We start from the raw sequence: 20,274 nt of genomic DNA on the forward strand, positions 1-20,274 counted from the left end.
TATGAGCAACATTCGTCCATTACATGACCGCGTTGTTATTCGTCGTGTTGAAGAAGAAACTAAAACAGCTGGGGGCATTTTACTTCCAGGTTCGGCTGCTGAAAAACCTGCTCAAGGTGAAATCATTGCAGTTGGTAATGGTCAAATCACTGACAATGGCGTACGCGCGTTAGACGTAAAAGTTGGCGACAAAGTATTGTTCGGTACTTATGCAGGCACTACTGTAAAAGTAAACGGCGAAGAGCTTTTAATCATGAAAGAATCTGACATTTTAGCGGTATTAGAAGCTTAATCTGCGCTAAAAAAGTTTTATTCATTCCAAATCAGATTTTGTAAAGATACAACAATATTCGGAGTCAAATATGTCAGCTAAAGACGTAAAATTTGGTGATTCAGCTCGTTCAAAAATGATTGCTGGTGTAAACACCCTTGCAGATGCAGTAAAGGTTACTTTGGGTCCTAAGGGCCGTAACGTTGTTATCGACCGTTCTTTTGGTGCACCGCACATCACTAAAGATGGTGTCACTGTTGCCAAAGAAATTACGCTGAAAGACAAGTTCGAGAACATGGGTGCTCAACTGGTTCGTGAAGTTTCTTCAAAAACCAATGACATCGCAGGTGATGGTACAACGACTGCAACTGTATTGGCACAAGCAATTTTGAATGAAGGCATCAAGTCAGTAACAGCGGGTATGAACCCAATGGACTTGAAACGCGGTATCGATATTGCGGTACGTTCTGTAGTTGAAAACATCAAGGCAACTGCAAAACCAGCATCAGACTCTAAAGCGATTGAACAAGTAGGTTCGATCTCTGCTAACTCTGATACGACTGTAGGTCAGCTGATTGCGCAAGCAATGGAAAAAGTGGGCAAAGAAGGCGTGATCACGGTTGAAGAAGGTTCAGGCTTCGAAGATTCGCTTGACGTAGTTGAAGGCATGCAGTTCGACCGCGGTTATATTTCTCCGTACTTCGCGAACAAGCAAGATACTTTAACAGCTGAACTTGAAAATCCATTCATTCTTCTTGTTGATAAGAAAATCAGCAATATTCGTGAATTGATTACAGTACTTGAAGCTGTTGCTAAAACTGGTAAACCGCTTTTAATCATTTCTGAAGATGTTGAAGGCGAAGCGCTTGCAACTCTTGTGGTCAACAACATGCGCGGTATTATCAAAGTATGTGCGGTGAAAGCACCTGGTTTTGGTGATCGTCGTAAAGCTATGCTTCAAGACATCGCGATCTTGACTGGCGGTACTGTGATTTCTGAAGAAATCGGCATGCAGCTGGATCAAACGACGCTTGATCACTTGGGTACAGCACATAAAGTAACTGTATCTAAAGAAAATACTGTAATTGTAGATGGTGCTGGTAATGCTGGCCAAATCGCTGACCGTGTACAGCAAATCCGTGCACAGATCGAAGAATCTACTTCAGAATATGACAAAGAAAAACTTCAAGAGCGTGTAGCGAAACTTGCTGGCGGTGTTGCTGTCATCAAAATCGGTGCTGCAACTGAAGTTGCAATGAAAGAGAAAAAAGACCGTGTAGATGACGCGCTTCATGCGACTCGCGCTGCAGTTGAAGAAGGTGTCGTTGCGGGTGGTGGTGTTGCACTAGTACGTGCTGCATCTGCACTTGAAGGCGTAACAGGCGCGAATGATGACCAAAACGTAGGTATCAACATTCTTCGTCGTGCGATTGAAGCACCGCTTCGTCAAATCGTATCTAACGCAGGTGATGAGCCTTCTGTAGTGATCAACGCTGTGAAGAATGGCGAAGGTAACTTCGGTTATAACGCTGCAACTGGCGAATATGGCGATATGCTGGAAATGGGTATTCTTGACCCTGCTAAAGTAACGCGTTCTGCACTTGAGCACGCCGCTTCTGTTGCTGGCTTGATGCTGACCACTGAATGCATGATCACTGAAATCCCAGAAGACAAACCTGCAATGCCTGATATAGGTGGCATGGGTGGTATGGGCGGCATGATGTAATTCATCATCCGAGCATTTCATAAAAAATCCCCGCAATAGCGGGGATTTTTTTATGCGTTTACAAAATTATGATGCGGACTTTTTAACTAATTTATAATTTAAATTACTGTCGATTTTTTTACCTGATTTCATCTCGCGTGCTTCAACAAAATTTTCACCAACAAAGAATTTACGGTTTTCAGCTTTGTTATCTAATGTGATGATTGAAGGATCTTGAGGGTCAAAACTGAAACTACCTTTAGTTTCCGTCTCATTATTTCCAGCTTTACCTAAATATTCCTCATTTAGCTCATAGGTTTTATCCGGATTGAGATCTAACTCGACCTTAATCCCTTCACAGTCAGCACAAGGAAAAACACCTTCGTATTCACCTGCCCAATCTAGCGAAGTTTCTGCGCTATCAGCACGGTTCACACTAGTATCCGCGTTATTTTGCTCCATCATGGCTGGGCTGGATTGAGCATTATTACTCATCGGCTCATTATCATTGGGCTTTGAACAGGCGGTTAAAGCTCCTGCAAGAACGACTGCTATCGCAGCAGTAAGCGTTAATTTTTTCATTGTTTTAACCCTATTAAATTATTTGTTATGAATTACATTAAAAGTAGTCAGTACAGATAAATAGGGCAATCTTGTTAAAGTTTGATTCATTAGGTGAATGAGGCCAGAGTTATTGATAAGTGAGCAGGATTTAAGAATTTTTAGCCAAGTTTAAAGTCACTTTATGCTGTTTCGTTAACCAATTCTGAACGCTATGATTAGAAAATAATGATAATGCGGAGGGGATAATGAAATTAGAACAAGAAAATAATCTGATTGCAAAAATTTATGATGCTGCTGTATTACCATCTTTGTGGCTGGACGTGATCAAAGATATCGTGAGCTATACTAAAAGTAAGAGTGCAATTTTTACCGGTCTGGATCAGCTTAATCCAGGCTATGACTTTGTCTATACGCACAATATCCCGAATGAAAGTCTGGCCGCTTATCAAGAGGAGCGTATCAGAGTGATTGATATGAAACTGCATATGCCCTTATGGAATGCGATCGAGATGGGCGATGCTTTAAGTCATAACTGTCAGCACTATGCAGAACAGCCGGGTACGGATCACTATGTGTTCTATGAGAAGTGTTTAAAGCCTGGCGGTGTATCTTATCTGGCGGGCGTATTGCTGGATCGGGGAAATTATCGTTGGGCAGTACTGGGTATTCATCGTGCACCTGAAGTACAGCCTTTTGAACAGCCTGAGCTGGATTTTTTAAGACGTATCAGTATTCATTTACGCCGGGCTTTGCAAATTCACCGGCAAATCAACTTGATTCAGCAAGATAATTTAAGCTTGTATACCGTATTGGACAGTTTAAAAACCGGAATTGTACTGCTCGATCAAAACCTGTGTTTAAGTTATTCCAATCCTGTTGCGCAAAAGATGCTTGATCAAAGTTCATGTCTGGATCTGGATATACATAACCGTCTAAAAACCAATTATGCTCAGCAGATACGTTTTGATCAGCTATTAGAAAGTGCTTTGCTGGAAGATACGACCATTCAGACTGAGGTGGGTGGAGTCTTGGCGTTGAGTGATGGGGCAGGCTCACAATTCATGCTGACGGTGGTGCCCTTTAAGAAATTAAGAAATATGCAACATTTACAGTCTGCTCAGCATCAGATTGCCTTATTTATGACGGATAAAAACCAGCATTATTCCCTGTCAAGAACTTACCTACAACAGTGTTACCAGCTTTCCAAACGAGAGTTTGATTTATGTGAGTTGTTAATTAATGGTTATAAAATAGAAGATATTGCAGAACAGTGTGGCATTACGCTGAGTTCGGTACGGACGTATTTTAAAAATATTTATGAAAAAACCCAATGTTGTTCGCAAATCGAACTGATGCATTTATTGATGGGTTGTACCATTCAATTTGAACATATTGATTAAACCGGCCTGAATTTCATATTCAAGCCGGTTTATATGGGTTATTTAACACGTTGTAAAGTTACAGGATCTTCACCTTGCGGATGTAAGATAAGATTGTTGTTAGATATATTGATGCTTGCAATTGTCTTGCTGCCATTTGAACTATCTTGTAATCCACCACACTCGTTGGTATCGAATAATACCTCGGTTGTGGTGAGAGTATTTGCTGACAATGTATATTTGCCATATTCAATTCCTGGCCAACCACAGTCATCTCCACCTTCAGTGTCTAGGAAGAAATAATAGTTGTTATCAAAGAAAGCAAATAGGTGCGTTTCATTGAGTCGCCACGTGCCGACGAGACTATTAGACTGCTTAACTCGATTTAAACGGTATTCAGTACTAACGCCGGGTTCAGTAAGAATTAATTGAGTTCCATTAAAGTTTAAAGAATAAGGTTTATTCTCGGCAGGATGTGAAAGTCCCCATTCACCATTGGTGTCATGCAGGATTTCCGGTTCAATCACGGTTGTTGTTGCATTCCATTTTAAGCGGCCCATTTCAATGCCTGCTTGACCACTCTCATCTTTTGCTTCTGCTTCACCTAGTGCATAGCGTCCATCTTCCAGAATGTGAATCAACACAGCAGTGTTATCGGTACGGTTAATCTCCCACGTACCGGCAATATCTTTGTAGAAGGTCGCTTGGAAGTGTGCTTTAGCGTCCTCTTCATTCACTAACTTTCCTTCAGGAATTACTGTTTTGACAATGGCTTCATTTTTAAAGTCATTATAAGGTTGGTCAAAATTAATACTCTGGTTTTTTAAGGCATCTGTAGTGGCCGTACTAATTTGAAGTTTGTCATCTTTATCATCTCCATCTAAGGATTGTAAAAATACCAGTAAGTTAAGGCGAGCATTTTCAGTCTCAGCTAAATCCAAAGGGGTAACACGTTCTTTTGCTTCAATTTCATCCCCGAGTTGAACATCACCAATATAGAATTTAACCGTTTCTCCTTCATTGAAGTTAAATTCACCATCGTCATTGGTAAAACCTGTAGCACCACTACTTGTGACATAGCGTACCCCAGCAATCACAGCATCCGTTAGTACCCCGGTCTGGGTTCCAATATTACTTGTTGGAGGTGTACTTGAGTTATCATCCGAACCACCACAGGCACTAAGTAACCCTGCTAAAGCAATACAAAGTAAAGTCTTTTTCATTAGAATCTTCCTGAAATTTATAATGTGGATTCAGTATAAAAAGACCCTTATATTTGCCATATCCCAAAATGAGGAGGTTAAGAGCTTTTTAATGCATGAATCCTTTAAATTAGAAAGAAATTCCTATTTATATTGGGAAGCAATCTTAACTATCCGTAAATTGATGTATGAGATAAGTTGAAAGGTGGCAAAAATAATCAACTATTCATTTAAAAATTCTAATTATACAAATATAGATTAACTGTTTATTTATTGATCATAGAGCACTATCTATATTTGCCGAGGTTGCTAAAATTCGCGCAATTTTGAATAGAATTGGTGCGTGACGTGTTTGAGAAGTTAGCAGAACAAAGCCTGAGGCTGATGGGTTGGGAAATTGATAACCATTGGCCCTTAGATTTAGACCAATGTGTCATGATTGCTGCGCCTCATACCAGTAATTGGGATGCACTGTATGCGCGACTGGCCTTAAAAGCATTAGGTGTGAATGTTCGCTTAACCATTAAAGACAGTTATATGAAATTGCCATTTGGACCTTTTGTGCGTGCTATGGGCGGTATCGGGATTGATCGCCGTCCTAAACAGCCGGGGGAGCCTAGTCCGAGTATGGTTCAGGTGATGACGGAATTATTCAAGACCCATCCTAAACTAGTGATGCTGGTCACGCCAGAAGCGACTCGTGCTAAACAGGAACAGTGGAAGACAGGTTTTTATCATGTTGCGATTAATGCAGGTGTGCCGATTGCATTGGCCTATATGGATTATGAGAAGAAGAAAACTGGTGTAGGTAAAATTGTTTATCCGACAGGGGATTATGAAAAAGACATGGCAGAAATCATGGCATTTTATGCAGAGATTCAGCCAAAATTCCCTGAATGCTTCAGCGTAGATCAGCGCTATTATCAGAATTAAAATTGAGTTGAAAAAAGGCAGGAAAATTCTCCTGCTTTTTTATTGCCTAATCATCATGAAGATTGACAGACTTAAGATGCATTTTCAGAAGCGGGTAAAATTCCACCCAGATTTTGGCAGGCATCTTTATAAAGATCATATTGTTGCTCCACCACTTCATGCAGTGGCAGGTCAAACAGCTCTTCACCTTGATGATACTGTTTGATATAAGACTCGACTTTGGATTTGCTGCTATACAACATCTGCTGATAATAGTCGGTCATACTACTATGTGGCATTTGGGCGGTATCTACCTTGGCACAATGGAAATTTTGCAGTAATTGTTCTGATTTTTTCAAATCGCTGGACATACAACCTGCCAGTAGCAAGGTACTGAGCAATGTCGTGATAAATTTCATGGAAAGTAGACTAAAGGCTTTATGGGAGCGCACTATTGTAGAAGTAAAACCCGGTCACAAAACCTTTTTAATCTACCAAATGGTTAAAAAATAGAACAACAGAATTTGAAAATTCAAGTCCATTCTCTAAACATTTAACCTTTGACCAAGCCACCATCTACAATCAGGTTTTGTCCTGTGACGGCACGTGAATAAGGTGACAAAAACATCAGGATTGCAGCAGCAAATTCTTCTGGTGTAATTACGCGGCGTAAAGGCGTCGATTGAGCAATCAGGTCAAAGACAATGTCAGGTGTGGCCTTACTGGCATCCGTGGTTTGTAACAGGCCACCAGAGAGCATATTCACATTGATGCCATATTGTCCCAAGTCCTGCGCCGTGGTGCGGGTAAAGGCCAATAATGCAGCTTTGGCGGTGGTATAGTCATGATAAGGAACCACCGGATTTTGCACCAGGTTTGTACCAATATTCACGATCCGGCCAAACCCTGCCTGTTTCATATCATCCAGTGCGGCTTGTGTAGTATTTAAGGCAGCCTGTACTGCACCGCTAAATTGCCGTTGCAACATATCCCAAGTCAGCGTTTCTACTTTAGGGCGTGCATCACCATTAAATTCAAATTGAATCAGTGCGTTATTGATTACAGCATGAATCGCTTCCCCGAAATGGGTTTTAGCTGCGGCAAATAAAGCGCGGACCTGATCAGTTTGAGTGACATCTGCCTGATAAATAAATACCTGTTCAGGATACTGCTGGGCCAGCTGTTCAGCTTGCTGCTGACTGCTATGATAATTGACGACCACGCGCGCGCCCTCAGCCAGTAAAGCCTGAGTAATGGCTAAACCCAAACCACGTGCACCACCAGTAACAAGAACAATCTGATCACGAATCTGCATAATGATGATCTATATTTACAAAGATTGGCCTTAACATAGCAGTTATTTCACCGGATTCAAGCTTTAGCGGGGAAGACAGACTCGGCTTGATCTTGTGTTTAAATGAATTGGGACGCTAATAGAAAACAGCCTGCACTAAAGAGTAAACTTAAGATCATGCGTTTGAACAGTAATTCCGAAATTTTATAAAATAGTTTTGCGCCTAAAATTGCCGGAATACTCACAAAAACAATCAGCAAGGCCATATAGGGTAAATGGCTTTGATTGATCAGGCCTTGCCATACATAAGTACCCAGCGTGAAAAGCTGAATTGCAAAATTAAAGTGCCGTAAAATATAGCGCTGCTGGGTTTTGGGTAATTGTTTTAACATCACCCAGGCCGAAGGAATAGCACCGCAAAAACCGCCCAGTCCTCCTAAAATTCCGCCAATAAAACCGATGCAGCTATCAGTCAATTTTCCTGAATGCTGAATTGTTTTGAATTGCGGATTGAATAGCATCACCGGACACCACAGTACCAGAAAAAATCCCAAGATCATCTTAAAGGTATCTGCTTGAATGATCTGCAACAGATAAGTACCCAGCGGCACGCCAATCAGACCAGCAATCAGATAAGGCAGCACCAACTGCCTGGATAAAACTAGCTGCTTTTTTTCCTGACTGAGTGAAATCACATGACTCCAGATCGAGGCAAATACCAGCAAGGGCGCGGCCAGTTGCGGAGGCAGCACCCAGACCCAGAAAGACATGGCGATCAGGGCAAAGGCAAAGCCGGTCAGCCCCTGGACAAAACCTGCGACCATTGCACCAAGAATAAATAACAGCCAAGTCATAAAGATCAGGTCATAAGCAAAGGCAGCAGTATTCTCAAGATTTAAACAAAAGCCAAGCTTCCATTTAGCTGGATTTATGCAAATGAAAGTTCAAATTCTCATAAAAGCATGAATGCTAATTAAGAAAAAAGAGGTTTACGGCCATGCATAAAACATGCATAAATCTCTACAAGAGTGCAACAATGGCTCCGTTCACTCTCCATGAACTCGCCTGATACTGACAGAGTGCAGTAAGAGGTGATGGACATGATGAAAAAAGTGATATTACTTTCTGTATTGGCTGTGTCATTAACCGGTTGTGTGGTTGATCCTTGGGATGATGATTATCGTGGCAACAGAGATCGTAATGGACATTATGATCGAGACCACAGAAATCATGACTGGAAAAATAAGGACCATAAAGATCATCGGGATTGGAAACGTGACCGAGATAACCGCGACTGGCGCCGTGATCGTTAATCACAGTCTTTAAATTTGACTGACTACAATGACAAAAAGGATTCCACTGAGGAATCCTTTTTTAATGGCTCTTCAAAACAATTTAAATCAAGAAATACTTTTTTGATAAAGCCCCGCACGAACTGTACCGGCTTTGGTATTTTTAATTAAACGCCATGAGGACGGTAATTTAAGTAATTGTAAATCACGATCTGCTTCTACATAAATATAGGCATTGTCCTTGATCAGAGGATCTGCCTTTAGCGCTAGTTCTTCCCATAAATCCAGGCTATATGGCGGATCTAGAAAAACCAGATCAAACTGTGCCTGAAGGGTAGACAAAGCTTGCTGCGCCGTAGCCACTTTTAATTGTGCACGTGCTTTGGTGACTTTTAAAAGTTCCAGATTTTGGGTCAGAAATTGTGCCTGAGTACGATCCGGCTCAATCATCACCACTGATGCAGCACCACGCGATAATGCCTCAAACGCCAATGCCCCAGAACCGGCACAAATATCCAACACCTGGGCATTTTGTACATCCCACATCAGCCAATTAAACAGTGTTTCCCGAACACGGTCAGGCGTCGGGCGCAAACCCTCAATGCTGGCAAAAGGCAGTTGGCGGCGTTTCCAGTCACCACCAATAATTCGAAGCTGGTTTTTCATCTTTAATCTCGCTCTACCGGTGTCGGAGCAGGTGTTGCTGCGGGAGATGCAGCCGTATTTGCAGAAGTCGGAGCAGCATTGTCGGGCTGGTCACTGGCTGGAACGGCACTAGATGCTGCATCCTGACTCAACATGCCTGCACCACTTGGCAATTCAGCTGGCTTGATTCCGGCCGTCATCAGACCACCACTTAATTGGTGGCCTTGTGGGCGTACCGGATTTTTATCTTTATGCAGTAACCAGTAATCAAAAATTGGACGGGCCAGAGCCGTTGCGGCACTACCACCGCGACCATTTTCCAGAATAACTGCAATCGCGATTTCAGGATTTTCAGCAGGTGCAAAACCGACAAACAGGCCATGATCCAGCTGACGGTCAGTCAATAAGGATTCATTATAGCGCTTGCCCTGAGCAATACTTTTTACCTGTGCCGTACCGGTTTTTCCGGCAATAGAATATTGTAAGCCGCTTTTGATGCCTCGGCCTGTACCGGATTGAATTACGTCCACCATCGCATCACGCATTTTGATCCAGTCTTCTTCCTGACCATTAAAATCGATCTTGCCATGCGTGCCATTATGCACCTTGAACGGTTTGGCACCGCGACTTTCGCGCAGAACATGGGGAATGACTTTATTGCCATGGTTGGCGGTAATGGCTGTGGCCATAGCCAGCTGCAATGGCGTTGAAGTAAAAGCACCCTGACCAATACTGACAGAAATGGTTTCACCACGTGACCATTTGGCCTTGCGGGTACGCATTTTCCATTCCGGGTTTGGATACAGTCCTGAGCTTTCACTTGGTAAGTCCACGCCGGTTTTTTCCCCAAAGCCAAACTGACGCATCCAGGTATTCATTTTTTCAATACCCATGCGGTAGGACATGACATAGAAATAAGTATCACAGGAGACGACTTGGGCCTTATGCATATTCACTGCGCCATGCCCGGATTTTTTATGGTCACGGAAACGGTGACTGTCTCCCGGCAGGCTGAAATAACCCGGATCAGAAATAGTGGTATCCCAGTCCACCAAACCATGATGCAGACCACCGAGTGCAAACATTGGTTTAATAGTAGAGCCAGGCGGATAAACCCCTTGCACGGCACGGTTATATAAAGGTTGATCAAGGTTATCACGCAGGAACGAATAATCTTTGGTGCTGATCCCGGTCACAAACAGATTCGGGTTAAAACTTGGACTGGAGACCAGCGCCAGAATTTCCCCGGTTTTGGGATTCATCGCCACAATCGCGCCACGACGCCCGGCCAGTTGCTCCGAAGCGACTACCTGCAAGCCGTAATCCAGTGACAGGAACAGATCATTACCACGTACCGGATCTTTACGGCCCAAATGACGCAGCACATTACCAAAGGCATCTGCTTCTACCGATTCATTTCCCGGCACACCATGCAGCAGCTCTTCATAGGATTTTTCCACCCCGATTTTTCCGATCAGGTTGGTTCCAGCATAGAGATCCTTATCAATTGATTTCAGTTCTTTGTCATTAATCCGGCCCACATAACCAATCACATGTGCAAACAGATCGCCATGTGGGTAATAGCGAGTCATCTGGGTTTCAATATTCACACCCGGAAACTGATATTTCACTTCACTGAAACGCGCAATATCATTTTCATTCAGATTGAGCTTGATTGAAACCCGCTCGGTTTTACGCGCTGTTTTAATCCGGGTTTGAAAGCGTTCCAGGTCTTCTTCGGTCAGTTCCAGAATCGGTTTGAGGCGTTCGAGCGTTTGATCGATATCCTGTACGTCGGCACGACTTAAAGTGGCAGTAAATACCGGATAGTTATCGGCCAGCAGAACGCCGTTTCGGTCATAAATATAACCGCGCGCTGGAGGCAAGGGCTGTAGACGAATCCGGTTCTCATCAGAAGCTGTAGTAAAGCTTTCAAAGTTGAACAGTTGCAAATAGGCATAGCGGCTGACCAGCAGCAGCATAAAGAAAATGACAATACCCATGGAAATCAAGACTCGACTGCGATAGATGCGCTTTTCTTGTTGTGCGTTTTTTAAAGGAAAGTGCTGCTTCATACGCGATCGACTTAAGACCTGAGAGTGGTAGAAAAGAATCAAAGTGGAGTATTCTAACGCAACTGCACTTGATTTGATAATGAAAAACTGCCCTTACAATCAGTTCCTTTAAGCTTTGACTTTGCAGACATTAAAATTATAAAGTGCTGTATATAAGAGTTGTGATAATTCTGCTAGAGTAAAATCTAATAAAAATAGGACTATACCAAAAACTATAATTAAGGAAGATGGTGAAGGAATGAACAAGGTTTACCCTTTGTTAGCGTTTGCATTGTGGGCGAACGGGGCTTATGCACATGATCAGATTAATAATACTGCAACCAAAATAGAGCCTGCTCAGGCAAAAGCCTTTAATGTGGGTGTTGGTTTTACCCAGAAATTACTGCATTTAAATACCGAATGGGTGAACCCTTATGGGATTGCTTATGTGAAAGGTGGTGTTTTTCTGGATGATGATCGTACGATTGGCGGTCAGGCAGGCTTTCGTTATCCTGCACATCTCACCGGCAAAGATAAAAATGGTTATTATGTCGGGGTTTATGCCGGGCATATCGACAGCAAACAGGTTGATGGCGAATATGAAGGCCGTTTAGGTGCTGGCGTTGATTTGGCCTATGTTTTGCTTAGTTCAGAACGGATCAGCAGTTTTAGTATCGGGATCGGTGCCGGAGAGAAACTCGAAGACCGAAATGGTCGTGCTGTGGCTGAAACAGAACCCCGGCTACAATTTTCCTATACTTTAAGTATCGGTTTATAGACAAAATATTCGACCTTATTAATATGTGTATTCTGTGAACAAAAAATTAAATATGGAAGTTATGCATGCTTGAGTACGTCAACGAGTTGTGGCAAACCTTTGTAAACCGCCCGGATTTTTGGGCCGTGCTCAGCATTATTCCAGTGACTGCATTTGTAACCTGGGCTCACGTCTGGATGGCGCTGAAAATGGTCTTTTATCCGATCAATTTTTGGGGTTTCCATCTCGGGCCTTTACCTGTGGGCTGGCAAGGAATTGTGCCACGCAAAGCTGGACGTATTTCAGGCATTATTACCGATAACACACTGTCAAAATTAGGCTCTATCCGCGAATTTTTACAGGCGATGGATCCGGATGATATGGCACGCATCATTGGCGAGCAGGTCGGTTTCGAACTGGAACACCTGATTGATGAAGTGATGATGGATCGCAATGCGGTGCTCTGGGAAAACCTACCTTTTGCTATTAAGCGCAGAATTTATGCACAAGCACAAAAACAAATGCCGGCAATTTTGCGTGAATTAGTGACTGAGCTGACCATGAACGTCGAGTCACTTGTAGATATGCGTGAAATGGTAGTGAGCCAGATGGAAGGCGACCGTCGTTTGATGGTGCGTATGTTCCTGAAGGTGGGTCAAAAAGAGATCAATTTTATCTGGCATATCAGTGCCCTCATCGGGATGTTCTTTGGGATTTTCCAGATGATTGTCTGGTTTGTAGTGCCGTGGCACTGGACTGTACCGTTCTGGGCTGCGATCTGGGGCTTTTTGACCAACTGGATCGCGATCTGGATGGTATTCAACCCACTCTATCCACACCCAGTAAAGTACCCGCAATTCTTTGCCCGTACCACAAATCGCAAGTTTCCGTGGATTAAGCCGGTGATTCCTCGTATCGGCACCTATAACATACAAGGCGCATTTATGAAACGTCAGGATGAAGTCTCTGACGTCTTCGCAAGTGTAGTCACAGAAGACCTGATTACGTTAAAATCGATCATGACCGAGATGATGTATGGTGGCAGAAAAGACAAAACCCGCCGCATTATCAAACGTCATATTAATGAAATTATGGAAACACCCCTGGTTCGGACCTCTTTACAGCTGTCTTTAGGACCAAAAGAGTATGCAAAACTCAAGACGGACTTGATCGATCGCTCGATTGAAATTACGATGGTACCTGTATGCGACCCAGCATTTAATGCGAGCCGTGCACAGAAAATCTATCAAATGTTTAGAGACCGCATACGTGAGTTGACTCCGAAGGAGTTTCAGAATCTTTTACGTCCTGCATTTCAGGAAGATGAATGGATTCTGATTTTATTGGGTGGGGTAACCGGTTTTGTCGCGGGTTTAATCCATTTGTTTGTGGCTTTCTTATAATGAGATGTCGGGGGACACAATCGGGTGATTGTGGTCGTGGCGTCATACATATTGTTTAAATGAGGATGTTTATATATGCGCATTATCTTACTCGGACCACCTGGAGCAGGTAAAGGTACACAAGCTCAGTTGATCTGTAAGCGCTACAATATCCCACAAATTTCAACCGGTGATATGCTCCGTGCTGCAATTCGTGAAGGAACTGAATTAGGTCTACAAGCTAAAAGTGTCATGGACAATGGCGGTTTGGTTTCTGATGAGTTGATCATTGGTCTGGTGAAAGAGCGCATTGCGCAACCTGACTGTGTAAACGGCTGCATTTTTGATGGTTTCCCGCGTACCATTCCTCAAGCAGAAGCCTTGGAAAAAGAAGGCATTGCAATTGATCACGTGATTGAAATTGATGTACCAGATGAAGAAATCGTACAACGTCTTTCTGGCCGTCGTCAGCATCCTGCATCTGGCCGTGTCTATCACATCGTTTACAACCCGCCAAAAGTGGAAGGTAAAGATGACGAAACGGGTGAAGATCTGGTTCAACGTCCTGATGACCAGGAAGCAACCATTCGTAAGCGTCTAGGTTCTTACCATACTGAAACCGAGCAACTGGTTGGTTTCTACCAAGGCCGTGCAGCGTCTGGTGAAAATGCACCAACTTATGACAAGCTAAATGGTTTACGTCCAATCGATGAAGTTCAAACTGATCTTTTCGCGATTCTGGATCAGGCAAAATAATCGGCTGACGATGATTTTGACAATCGGAGAGCCCTAAGTCATATTAGGGCTCTTTTTTATTGCGTATTTGAACAGGGTACTTGTTGCTATGAAATTTGGCGTATTGGTGTTGATGGTAGTCTTTCTGGCAGTATTGGTAGGTCTGTTCTATTTCAGTTTTAAAATGCTCAACAAAGTACGTCAGGAAGAACGTGCTGAAAATGCAGCAAAGCGACCTGAGCGCCAGCTCCATCCAAAATTACAAGCCGAACTTGAACAGCGCAAGCAGCAGGAAAAGGCTGAACAAGATCAGGATAAATAATCCATAATAGTTCAGCTCAGCTAAGAATTTGGTTTGAACGAAAAGCACTCTTCTCATAGTCGATAAAAAGGTGACACATTGGTCACCTATTTTTATCCCAGCTTGATCACGCCGTTCTATTCAGCAAGCTCAATATTTTTCACTGCAATTTGGCGGGCTGCACCAAATTCAAACCGATCCGGCCAGTTACACACATCGGATACTATACATTCATGACATTTCGGTTTGCGCGCAATACACGTATAACGACCGTGTAAAATCAGCCAGTGATGTGAATCAATGATAAATTCCTTGGGAATGACTTTGACCAGACGGTGTTCAACTTCCAACACATTTTTGCCAACCGCTAGTCCGGTACGGTTACCTACCCGGAAAATATGGGTATCAACCGCCATGGTCGGCTGACCAAAGGCCGTATTCAGTACCACATTCGCCGTTTTACGACCTACACCCGGCAGGGCTTCTAAGTCTGCACGATTGTCCGGTACGATGCTGTTGTGCTTCTGAATCAGCATCTCACAGGCTTTAATCACGTTGACCGCTTTCGAGTTATATAAACCAATGGTCTTGATATATTCCTTCAAGCCATCCACACCTAGGGCATAAATGGCTTCCGGTGTATTGGCGACGGGAAAGAGTTTGTCTGTGGCTTTATTGACACTGACATCGGTAGCTTGAGCAGAGAGCGTGACCGCGACCAGCAATTCAAAGGGATTCGCATAATTCAGCTCGGTTTTTGGATTGGGTCGCTGTTCACGCAGACGTTCAAAAAAGGTCTGAATCTGCTTTTTGGTCATGTTTTTAACAGGCTTGGCCTTTGCTGTTGTCATGTTCTATCCCTGTAAAGCCTGTAATTGCTGTGTCAGTTCTTCCAGTTGGGTACGTTTTCGGGCATCTTCACGAACCGAAAGTTGTTTTTCCAGTTTTTTAATTTGGGTACGTAGTTTTGCCAGTTCAATCGTGGTCTTGGAATCGAGGGCTACAGGTGCATTCTCTGGCTTGCTCGCGACTTCAATCACGGGAAGTTGCTCATTTAAAGCAGAGAAACGGGCAAACAGGGCAGTATCGATTTCTGCACGGACTACAGGTCCCTTACGATCGGTACGCCGTTTTTCTTCACGCTGGATGTGCGCATAGTAACGCTGACGCAGATCATCCTGTTCCGCAAGACGCTGAGCTTCAGTCGGCAAGGGTTGTTGATCTTCAACCAGATCGATGCAGTCTACCGGACAAGGCGGGATACAAAGCTCACAGCCGGTACACAGGTCAGTGAGCACTGTATGCATCAGTTTACCGGAACCAATAATCGCATCGACCGGGCAGGCGCTAATGCATTTGGTACAGCCGATACATTCATCTTCACGAATTACGGCTTTGATGCGCTGAGGACGACCATCGGCTTGAACTGGCCAGACACTTTCTTCAGGCACAAGTTTAGGACGATTTAATAATTCAGCCAAAGCATCGGCAACAGGCTGTCCGCCCGGCACACATTTATTGGCATTTTCCCCCTCAGCAATCGACTGAGCATAAGGTAAACATCCGTCACGATGGCCGCAGAGTCCACATTGGGTTTGAGGGAGTAAAGCATCAATCGATTGGACCAGAGAAATGGGCGAATTCATGTATAACCAGCGTTACTCATGGCAAGCATGAGAGAGTAAGTGAAACAAAATATGTCGATTCATCAATTTTAACATATTTTTAAACTCCTAAGTCGTGCGCAATTAAGGGTCAACTTGTGCCTTATTATTAGGCATAAATCTGAATGTAAGCCTTGATTCGATTGGCATTTCCTGACATAGAAAAAATTTTCATAATCAATATAAATATTTGTTATCAAATTAATTTTAAAGTATTTTCAAAAAAAGTATTGTAGATTAGTTACAAAAGATATTTAATATTTTGCGCCAAAATTTAACATTGATTGTAAATTTGACCAATTTTGATCCATTTTCTGCTGAGGATTAAGCGTTGAAATACAACACACTTAATGAGTTCCTAGATTACGTAAAATCACGTGATGCACATCAACCAGAATTTCTTCAAGCTGTAGAAGAAGTGATGACCAGTTTGTGGCCGTTCATTGAAAAGAACCCACAATACGCAGCACATGGTTTACTAGAACGTCTAGTTGAGCCAGAACGTGCGATCCAGTTCCGAGTTTCTTGGGTAGATGACCAAGGTCAGACTCAAGTAAACCGTGCGTTCCGCGTACAGTACAACTCAGCGATCGGTCCATTTAAAGGTGGTATGCGTTTCCACCCTTCAGTGAATCTTTCAATCCTAAAATTCTTAGGCTTTGAGCAAACATTTAAAAATGCTTTAACCACACTTCCTATGGGTGGCGGTAAAGGTGGTTCTGATTTTGACCCTAAAGGCAAATCAGAAGGCGAAATCATGCGTTTCTGCCAGGCTTTAATGATCGAGCTGTATCGTCACCTTGGTGCGAACACAGATATCCCTGCAGGTGATATTGGTGTAGGCGGTCGTGAAGTGGGCTACATGGCCGGCATGATGAAAAAATTAAGTAACGACACGGCATGTGTATTCACTGGTAAAGGTTTAACTTTCGGTGGTTCATTGGCACGTCCGGAAGCAACGGGTTACGGTACTGTGTATTTCGCTGAGGAAATGCTTAAGTCTCGTGGCGAAAGCTTCAAAGATAAAGTCGTTGCGATTTCAGGTTCTGGTAACGTTGCGCAATATGCTGCTGAAAAAGCAATGTACCTCGGTGCGAAAGTGGTTTCACTTTCTGACTCTGCCGGTACAGTTCACGTTAAAGACGGTTTCACTGAGGCGCTTCTTGCTGAAGTCATGGAACTTAAAAATGTAAAACGTGGCCGTATTTCAGAATTCGCATCTAAACATGGTTTCGAATATCTTGAAGGACAACGTCCTTGGGGTATTAAGTGTGATATCGCACTGCCATGTGCAACGCAAAACGAACTGGATGCAGACGATGCTGCTGCGCTTCTTGCTAATGGCGTAATCTGTGTTGCTGAAGGTGCGAATATGCCTTCTACACTTGAAGCGGTTGAGAAATTTGTTGAAGCGAAAATTCTTTACGCTCCAGGTAAAGCATCTAACGCGGGTGGTGTAGCAACTTCTGGTCTTGAAATGTCTCAAAACGCATTGCGTCTTGGCTGGACTTTCGAAGAAGTTGACGAGCGCTTACACGCGATCATGAAAGAAATTCACCGCAACTGCGTAAAATTCGGTACTAAAGAAGACGGTACTGTGAACTATGTTGACGGTGCAAACATTGCGGGCTTCGTAAAAGTTGCTGATGCAATGCTTGCTCAAGGCGTATTCTAAGTCTGACTTAGTCTAAGCTGAAAAAAACCGGGGCTATTGCCCCGGTTTTTTTATATCTGGTATTTTTTAGTTTTAGAGAGCACCCTTAACTATTTCACGCTCAACCGCCATATCAAAAATATAGGCATATTTCGATTGATCAGCTGCCGGATGCTTAATTTCAAAACGTTTGACCCGAATAATCTGCCGTTCATTTGGTGAATGCCGAAAACCTTCAATCTGATCATAGAATAAAGTCCAGTCCTTATCGACCTGAGTTTTCAGGCCATTCTGATCATATTTCACTTCTTTGACTTGCAAGCAGCTTTGTTGGGTTACGCCGGTACATTGTTTGGTATCGGGGGAAATTTCCAGAAAAATTGTTTCAGCCTGTCCTTGGTATTTGGTTTCCGGAGTCATTTTCCCGATAAATTCATAGGTTTGACCATTTGCGGCCATCAACGTCAGGGTCGGCTTGTCAGGATCTGTGGTATTGAGCGTAAAAGGAATGTCACGCTTCTGTAAAAGTTGGCTGACAAAACGTTCCTGCTCCATCAATGCTGCATCACAGGCCATTTCAGTGCCTATAACTTCGCTGGTGGTGATGATATTGTTTTTGACTGACCAGGTCGTCCCGAGTCCATTACAGCCCGTCACGGCGCTCAGCCGGCCTTGAGCGTTGAAACTCAGTACAACGGGTCGTTCTAGTCCACGATTCAGTTCCCAGTGATAGGCTGGAAGAATCTGATCTGCATTTTTTTGTTGGATGGTGGCCACCGCACTATCTCCAGCTCGTTGAATATCACTGGACTGACAGGCTGCAAAAGTTAAAGGCAATAATGCCAGCACAATAAATTTTAATTTCATGGACTTATAATGAAGTATATAAAGTTCAAACAATAATAATGGATGTATTGCGAAAAAATATGGATACATTTCGCAGCTTTAAGTTGAAAAATGTATCCATCATTAAGATTTTAGTGCTGAAGCAAGATTAATCGAAGCGATAAATATCCATGCCGAGTGAACCCATGGTGAAACTGCTATGTACCAGACTAAAACGCTGACCTGTGCCCATCGCAAAGAAAATTGGAGCAAAATGTTCTAGTGTTGGATGATTCCGCGCCATATGCGGAATATTGGACCAGTCCAGTACGGCGTCATAATCACTATGTGTCAGTTTATGCACCACAAAATTACGAAAGCCAGAAGCCCATTCGGGTACATCAGCAGCCGTTCCATCCCAAGACAGTTCCCGTAAGTTATGGGTAATACTGCCCGAACCAATCAGCAGGATTTGTTGTTCACGTAAAGGTGCCAGGCTTTGACCAATCTGATAAATTTCATCCGCACTCATCGACATGGGTAAGGAAATTTCTACCACGGGAATGTTGGCATCTGGATACATATGTAGCAGCGGCATCCATACCCCATGATCACGCGGACGGGTACTGTTGGCATGTGCAGAAAAGCCGGCATTGGCCAGCAAGCCTAAGACTTTCTCGGCCAATTCAGGATTTCCCGGTGCAGGGTAGCGTAATTGATAAAGTTCAGGCGGGAAACCACGAAAATCATGCCAAGTTTCTGGGCGAATTGCGCTACTGACTTCCAGCGCCTCACTTTCCCAGTGCGCAGACATCACAATAATCGCTTCCGGGCGTGGCAGATTTTCGCTCAAACGATGCAAGGCAGGACCCACTTGCTCAGGATTCAGCGCCAGCATAGGAGAGCCATGAGAAATAAATAAGCCGGGCAACGTTTGTAAGTGCATAATTCAAACCCCATCTGGAAGATGCCTTAATAATGCATGAAAATAGAAATAAGAGCAGGAGAGATTATTCAACAAAACGTTGCATATAAAGAACGCTTCAGCAAAATCATTAGCCTGCTCGGTGATAAGGATGGTTGTTATTGATGCTCATGGCACGATAAAGCTGCTCGATCAGCATGACACGTACCAGTGGATGCGGCAGGGTTAACTTGGAAAGTGACCAGTGCCATGCAGCAGCTTTACGCACGGCTTCTGAGTGACCATCCGGCCCGCCAATCGCAAGTGCTACATCATTGCCTTCCAGCATCCAGCCTTTCATGGTTTCAGCCAGTTTCTCGGTACTGAATTCACGTCCGCCCACTTCAAGCGCAATCAGGGTTTCATTCTGCTTGAGCGCATTTAAAATACTGTCGCCCTCAATATTGCGGTATTTCAGAATATCCGCTTCAGAATCATTTTTCCCGCGCTTGGCCATCGGCAATTCAATAATCTGGGTCTGTACAAAAGGCTGAATACGCTTGAGATAATCTTCAAAACCAGTCAACACCCACGCTGGCATTTTTTGACCAATGGTCAGGATACGGATTTTCATACAGACAGATCAATAATTGGATACCTCATTATAACGATCAAACAACACGAAGTTGAGCTGGGAAACAAATTGAAATTGAAATGATAGATTGAGTGTTGCT

At 43.4% G+C, this 20,274-nt stretch carries 22 protein-coding genes; 10 read left to right on the forward strand and 12 right to left on the reverse strand.

All coding sequences use genetic code 11. The features are described from left to right. Position 1 precedes the first annotated feature (1 nt). Together G4D73_RS14020 and groL are read left to right on the forward strand one after the other, a co-directional pair. Positions 2-292, forward strand: a complete 291-nt coding sequence (locus tag G4D73_RS14020; RefSeq protein WP_004646315.1) for a co-chaperone GroES — start codon at positions 2-4, stop codon at positions 290-292. A gap of 70 nt (positions 293-362) precedes the next feature. Then, a complete protein-coding gene (gene groL, locus G4D73_RS14025; protein ID WP_213687019.1) occupies positions 363-1,997 on the forward strand; it encodes a chaperonin GroEL in 1,635 nt (544 codons plus the stop codon). 66 nt (positions 1,998-2,063) lie between these two features. Here the strand turns inward: groL and G4D73_RS14030 are convergent, their stop codons facing one another. Further along, the gene (locus G4D73_RS14030) at positions 2,064-2,558 is read right to left on the reverse strand and encodes a copper resistance protein NlpE (protein WP_005107501.1); all 495 of its coding nucleotides are present in this window, start codon (positions 2,556-2,558) and stop codon (positions 2,064-2,066) included. A gap of 227 nt (positions 2,559-2,785) precedes the next feature. On the opposite strand from G4D73_RS14030, the gene G4D73_RS14035 reads away from it, so the two are divergent. Then, complete coding sequence (locus tag G4D73_RS14035) at positions 2,786-3,940, forward strand: LuxR C-terminal-related transcriptional regulator (protein WP_213687020.1); 1,155 nt, start codon at positions 2,786-2,788, stop codon at positions 3,938-3,940. Between the two features lie 38 nt (positions 3,941-3,978). Here G4D73_RS14035 and G4D73_RS14040 read toward each other — a convergent pair whose 3' ends face one another. Next, positions 3,979-5,142 carry a hypothetical protein gene (locus G4D73_RS14040; protein WP_213687021.1) on the reverse strand — a complete coding sequence of 388 codons (1,164 nt, stop codon included), beginning with the start codon at positions 5,140-5,142 and terminating at the stop codon, positions 3,979-3,981. A gap of 363 nt (positions 5,143-5,505) precedes the next feature. On the opposite strand from G4D73_RS14040, the gene G4D73_RS14045 reads away from it, so the two are divergent. Next, positions 5,506-6,054, forward strand: coding sequence for a 1-acyl-sn-glycerol-3-phosphate acyltransferase (locus tag G4D73_RS14045; protein WP_085064787.1), 549 nt, complete (start codon positions 5,506-5,508; stop codon positions 6,052-6,054). Positions 6,055-6,125: 71 nt separating this feature from the next. Here G4D73_RS14045 and G4D73_RS14050 read toward each other — a convergent pair whose 3' ends face one another. The 3 genes from G4D73_RS14050 to G4D73_RS14060 form a co-directional block, all read right to left on the reverse strand. Beyond that, complete coding sequence (locus tag G4D73_RS14050; protein WP_005107497.1) at positions 6,126-6,452, reverse strand: hypothetical protein; 327 nt, start codon at positions 6,450-6,452, stop codon at positions 6,126-6,128. Between the two features lie 134 nt (positions 6,453-6,586). After that, the gene (locus tag G4D73_RS14055; protein WP_005246935.1) at positions 6,587-7,348 is read right to left on the reverse strand and encodes a 3-oxoacyl-ACP reductase; all 762 of its coding nucleotides are present in this window, start codon (positions 7,346-7,348) and stop codon (positions 6,587-6,589) included. 98 nt (positions 7,349-7,446) lie between these two features. Continuing rightward, positions 7,447-8,181: a sulfite exporter TauE/SafE family protein gene (locus tag G4D73_RS14060; RefSeq protein WP_004730222.1), complete on the reverse strand. Its 735-nt coding sequence runs from the start codon at positions 8,179-8,181 to the stop codon at positions 7,447-7,449. A 246-nt stretch (positions 8,182-8,427) separates the two neighbouring features. Between G4D73_RS14060 and G4D73_RS14065 the strand changes: the two genes are divergently transcribed. Further along, on the forward strand, positions 8,428-8,640 hold the full coding sequence (locus G4D73_RS14065; RefSeq protein WP_004646324.1) for a hypothetical protein: 213 nt from the start codon (positions 8,428-8,430) through the stop codon (positions 8,638-8,640). A gap of 87 nt (positions 8,641-8,727) precedes the next feature. Here the strand turns inward: G4D73_RS14065 and rsmD are convergent, their stop codons facing one another. After that, entirely contained in the window at positions 8,728-9,285 is a 558-nt protein-coding gene (gene rsmD / locus G4D73_RS14070) for a 16S rRNA (guanine(966)-N(2))-methyltransferase RsmD (protein ID WP_004279484.1), read from the reverse strand. A gap of 2 nt (positions 9,286-9,287) precedes the next feature. Beyond that, a complete protein-coding gene (gene mrdA, locus G4D73_RS14075; protein ID WP_005262321.1) occupies positions 9,288-11,339 on the reverse strand; it encodes a penicillin-binding protein 2 in 2,052 nt (683 codons plus the stop codon). A gap of 238 nt (positions 11,340-11,577) precedes the next feature. Between mrdA and G4D73_RS14080 the strand changes: the two genes are divergently transcribed. The 4 genes from G4D73_RS14080 (at position 11,578) to G4D73_RS14095 (ending at position 14,514) form a co-directional block, all read left to right on the forward strand. Further along, positions 11,578-12,096 carry a hypothetical protein gene (locus tag G4D73_RS14080; protein WP_004279486.1) on the forward strand — a complete coding sequence of 173 codons (519 nt, stop codon included), beginning with the start codon at positions 11,578-11,580 and terminating at the stop codon, positions 12,094-12,096. Positions 12,097-12,161: 65 nt separating this feature from the next. Then, positions 12,162-13,478, forward strand: a complete 1,317-nt coding sequence (locus tag G4D73_RS14085; RefSeq protein WP_004279487.1) for a membrane protein — start codon at positions 12,162-12,164, stop codon at positions 13,476-13,478. Positions 13,479-13,553: 75 nt separating this feature from the next. Continuing rightward, positions 13,554-14,213: an adenylate kinase gene (adk, locus tag G4D73_RS14090; protein WP_004279488.1), complete on the forward strand. Its 660-nt coding sequence runs from the start codon at positions 13,554-13,556 to the stop codon at positions 14,211-14,213. 88 nt (positions 14,214-14,301) lie between these two features. Further along, entirely contained in the window at positions 14,302-14,514 is a 213-nt protein-coding gene (locus G4D73_RS14095; RefSeq protein WP_004279489.1) for a hypothetical protein, read from the forward strand. A 116-nt stretch (positions 14,515-14,630) separates the two neighbouring features. Here G4D73_RS14095 and nth read toward each other — a convergent pair whose 3' ends face one another. Further along, positions 14,631-15,344, reverse strand: coding sequence for an endonuclease III (nth, locus tag G4D73_RS14100; RefSeq protein ID WP_213687022.1), 714 nt, complete (start codon positions 15,342-15,344; stop codon positions 14,631-14,633). A gap of 3 nt (positions 15,345-15,347) precedes the next feature. After that, entirely contained in the window at positions 15,348-16,139 is a 792-nt protein-coding gene (locus tag G4D73_RS14105; protein WP_114541598.1) for an RnfABCDGE type electron transport complex subunit B, read from the reverse strand. A 349-nt stretch (positions 16,140-16,488) separates the two neighbouring features. Here G4D73_RS14105 and gdhA point away from each other — a divergent pair, with 349 nt between their 5' ends. Then, a complete protein-coding gene (gene gdhA, locus G4D73_RS14110; protein ID WP_213687023.1) occupies positions 16,489-17,832 on the forward strand; it encodes an NADP-specific glutamate dehydrogenase in 1,344 nt (447 codons plus the stop codon). 72 nt (positions 17,833-17,904) lie between these two features. Here gdhA and G4D73_RS14115 read toward each other — a convergent pair whose 3' ends face one another. The 3 genes from G4D73_RS14115 to rlmH form a co-directional block, all read right to left on the reverse strand. Then, positions 17,905-18,678: an META and DUF4377 domain-containing protein gene (locus G4D73_RS14115; RefSeq protein WP_213687024.1), complete on the reverse strand. Its 774-nt coding sequence runs from the start codon at positions 18,676-18,678 to the stop codon at positions 17,905-17,907. Between the two features lie 127 nt (positions 18,679-18,805). After that, a complete protein-coding gene (locus G4D73_RS14120; RefSeq protein WP_184412533.1) occupies positions 18,806-19,582 on the reverse strand; it encodes a DODA-type extradiol aromatic ring-opening family dioxygenase in 777 nt (258 codons plus the stop codon). Between the two features lie 109 nt (positions 19,583-19,691). After that, the gene (gene rlmH / locus G4D73_RS14125) at positions 19,692-20,174 is read right to left on the reverse strand and encodes a 23S rRNA (pseudouridine(1915)-N(3))-methyltransferase RlmH (RefSeq protein ID WP_213687025.1); all 483 of its coding nucleotides are present in this window, start codon (positions 20,172-20,174) and stop codon (positions 19,692-19,694) included. Positions 20,175-20,274: the final 100 nt, after the last annotated feature.

Origin of the sequence: Acinetobacter sp. WY4 (assembly GCF_018438165.1) — a bacterium.
Lineage (GTDB): Bacteria > Pseudomonadota > Gammaproteobacteria > Pseudomonadales > Moraxellaceae > Acinetobacter.